We start from the raw sequence: 3,576 nt of genomic DNA, 5'->3' as shown, positions 1-3,576 counted from the left end.
TTCTCCTGCTCGGGGGACAGCGGCGGCCGCCGTTGCGCGGCGGTCTTGTCCGATCACTGCTTCGGCTCGACACTCTTGCCCGATCGCGGCTTCGGATCGACGCCGGCATCAGCCGTGCCGTCCTTCGTCTTTGCGTCTTCCGCTTCACTTTTCTCGTCGCCCGTCTTCGCGACGGCGGCCGGGTTCTCCTTGTCTTCCTCGTTTCCCGCAGGTTCTTCCGCGTTCCTTTCGACGTTCTTCGGTTCGTCGCCTTCAGGAGTCTTCTTCTCGGTCGGCGCGTCAGCTTTTGCGGGGGAGCGCTCCTTCTGTTTCGGTGCCTTCTTGGCCTTCTTCTTCTTCGTACTCCTTGCTCTCGACTTCGACCTCTTCTTCGGCCGCTTCCTTCTCTCGGATGGAGACGACGTCGAGGAGCTGCCGGAACTCGAAGAGCTGCTCGCGGGGCTGCTTGAGGAACTCTGTGCGCGCTTGCGACCCCTCCGTGCCGGCTTCGGCGTGGCGACCTCGGCAGGCGCGTCGGAGTCTTCGGTTTCCCGTGCATGCTTGCGGCCTCTCCTTGCCGGCTTCGGTGTGCCGACCTCGGCGGACGTGTCGGAGTCTTCGGCTTCCGCGACGTGGGCCGTGCCGAAGCTGAGTGCGGCGCCGGCGGCATTGCTCGACGAGGAGCGCGTGGTGTCCCTTGCGGCGCGTTCCGTGAAGGCCGCTGCGATGAATCGCCTCATGAGGTCCTCGTTCTTCGGGTTGTTCTTCCACGCTGCCAGCGACTTGCTCTCTATCGCGGTCTCCGGAACCTGTGCCGCCCACTTCTTCGGATTCCCGAGCTCCGTGGCGAGCTCGAGGCTGCTCATGGCCCCCAGATAGAGGCGCGACGTAGCGATGGCCAGTCGCCCGCCGCTCGACGCGATTTTCTCCTTGTGCGCCTTGAAGAAGGTCACGATCGTCCGCGCGTGCGTCTCCGCGTCGCTGCGCGTCAGCGACTTGCACCTGTTCTTCATGAGGTCTTCGGCCGTGCGGAGCAGCTCCTTTCCTTCGGGCGACACGAAGGTTTCGGCCATGCCCTGCAGGCCGAGCTTCTGGAACGCGGCTCCGAGGATGGCCGCCGTGCCGCTCGTGCCCGCGCTTGCCTTCTCCGCTTGCGCCTCGGCCAGAATGCCGGCACAGGCGAGCAGGTTGCAGAGTGCCTCGCTGATGCCGATGCCTGGAGTCTTGATGACGGGGCTGTTCCACTCGTTCAGAAAGGCCACGAGATGCTTGATCCTGACGAAGTCGCCGTCGGCCACGCCTCTCCCGTACTGTCCGGGGTGATCTGTGTTGAGACAGGACCCGGTTTCGTCAGCGTAGGCCCGCATACAAGTCTTCGTGAAGTGAAAGCGAGACTGCAGTGCTCTCTTCGGCGTCTCTCCGGCAGCCGCATCGCTCCAGGCTCCCTTCTTGCCGTCGCCCTTGTCGCCGGCTTCCCAGGTCGTGTTCCAGTCAGCCGAGGAGTTCCAGCCCGACGGTGCCGCCTCCCATCGGCCGGCCTTCGATCCTTTGCCTTTGTCTTTGCCGTACCCTCCTTTATTCCACGAATGCTGCCCCTTCATTGCGCCGAGGGCGACGCCACGCGAGACGATCGCACGTCGCTTTGCAAGCCTTCGAGCTTGTCCACTTCGACGGCATGCCCTACAGGGAGGGCGCCGGGTCTGCTGCTATGTCAATTCCTCGGCTTGGGCCGTCGCGAGAAGCGTCTGGCAGTAATAACCGATGCTACGTGGCGCGTTCGTGTGGTCGGTGCTCGACGGTGTGCACACGATTCCAAACCTGTCGATCCGGCGCTTCTTATGCACAAGAGAACCGCTTGGAACACCGTTGCAGCGACGGCGTTGCACCGTGGTGGAGAGTGTAGGTCGCGGCATCCGTCGCAGCTGTCGTGATCGTTGTTGACAGCGGCAGGCGGAGATTCTAATGCGACAAGAAACTTCGGCGACACTGCTTCTCATGCTTCTCAATCATCGCTTTCAGGCGTCATTGCGACAAGTGGGCGAACGGGACCACGGCATGAACAGTGACCTTCTCCGCCCTGCGGACGACGCTCTTCCCGCACGTCGGGACTTAGAAACAGGGTACCCGAAGGAATCCTGGACACCATGTTTCAGGGCGTGTGTCGCAGCAGCCGTGATCGTTGCCGACAGCGACAGTCGGAGGTTCCGATGCGACAAGAAACCTCGGCGACACTGCTTCGCACGGTCCTCCATGATTGCTCTCAGGCGTCACTGTAACAACTGGGCGAACGGGACTTCGGCATGAGCAGTGACCTTCTCCGTTCCGCGGTTAGAAATCTTTCCGCACGTCGGGACTTAGAGGCAGGGTACCCGAAGGAATCTTGGACAGGGTGTTTCGGCGGCGTGTGTCGCAGCTGTCGTGATCGTTGTTTACAGCGACTCGCGGAGGGTCTGCTGCGGCAGGAAACTTCGGCGACGCTGATTCCCACGATCATCAATGATTGCTTTCAGACGTCGCCGCGACAATTGGGCGAACGCAACCGCGGTGTGAGCAGTGACCCTCTTTGTTCCGCGGTCGAAGTTCTCTCCGCACGTCGGGACTTACAGGCAGGCTACCCGAAGGGATCTTGTCGAGTGCGATTCGCGGCGTCTGTCGCTGCTGTTGTGATCGTCGCTGACGCTAACAGGCGGAGACTCCGATGTGCGAAGTTCTTTCGGCGCGTCGGGACTTAGAGGCAGGCTACCCGAGGGACTCTTGTTCGGCACGCCGTTTTGTCATCACCTCGAACACTGTACCGGAGGCTTCGCGTAGAGTCTGTGCTCGTCGTCGATGCGCATGCAAACGAGGGACTCGCAGTGGGAAACTGCTCGTACCACAGGTGGGACGCCGGATTTAAAGACGACGCCGCGAGTCTTCATCCATGTCCTCTCTACACAAAAGCCATCAGGATAGACATCGGCGAGAAAGTCGGCGGTGACCTGGCACAGGTACGGCGTCACGACGGCCTTTCCACAGCACAGTTCCTGCACCAGATCGGTATTGCCGAGTATCCAGAGCAGCTGTACCAGTTGGTCGATTTTCGCTGCCACGCAGGCTCCTGCGGATCGCAGTAGGGCCGTCAGAACCGCTCTCCACGTCGCGACCGTCGACATTCCAGTCAGCAGCTTCGGCGGGCACGACGTCGAACGCCTCCGTGTCGACGGCGACGGGGGCTCCCGCAGGTGAATGAAACAGCTTTTGGGATCCGTGTAGACTGCTTGCCACGCGATCTGCGCTGGTAACGATTCCGCGCTGGACCTGCAGTTCCTCGTCTGCGACATGTGCTCCTTGTCGACGTCTCGTCCTTCGGCATCTTGTTGCTGGACACCGGCAGAGATCGGTCCTGCGTGGAAGCATAGCTGCTGCGGTGGACCACGTGATGCTCTTTTTGGACGTTCCTTACTCGTTGTCAAGAGCATGTCTTTGTGTGCTGTCGCGTTGCCACTTGAACCGTTGTTCCGTAGAAGCATGTGTCGATCTTTACTTCTTTGGCCGTCCTGGTGTCCCCGACGATTCAGCTGCGCCGTCTCGCTCCGTCTTCATGGACATCACTTTCCG

At 61.2% G+C, this 3,576-nt stretch carries 2 protein-coding genes; both read right to left on the bottom strand.

Translation table 11 applies throughout. The features are described from left to right. Window positions 1-53: 53 nt before the first annotated feature. Window positions 54-1,346, bottom strand: a complete 1,293-nt coding sequence (locus GY725_24935) for a hypothetical protein (GenBank protein ID MCP4007441.1) — start codon at window positions 1,344-1,346, stop codon at window positions 54-56. Window positions 1,347-2,756: 1,410 nt separating this feature from the next. Beyond that, window positions 2,757-3,068 (bottom strand): hypothetical protein, encoded by a 312-nt coding sequence (locus tag GY725_24930; protein MCP4007440.1) that lies wholly within the window; start codon window positions 3,066-3,068, stop codon window positions 2,757-2,759. Between the last annotated feature and the right edge of the window lie 508 nt (window positions 3,069-3,576).

It is taken from the genome of bacterium, from assembly GCA_024226335.1.
Taxonomy (GTDB): Bacteria; Myxococcota_A; UBA9160; order SZUA-336; family SZUA-336; genus JAAELY01.
The sequence above is the reverse complement of the archived record's forward strand: the minus strand, read 5'-3'. Positions and strand labels throughout refer to the sequence as shown.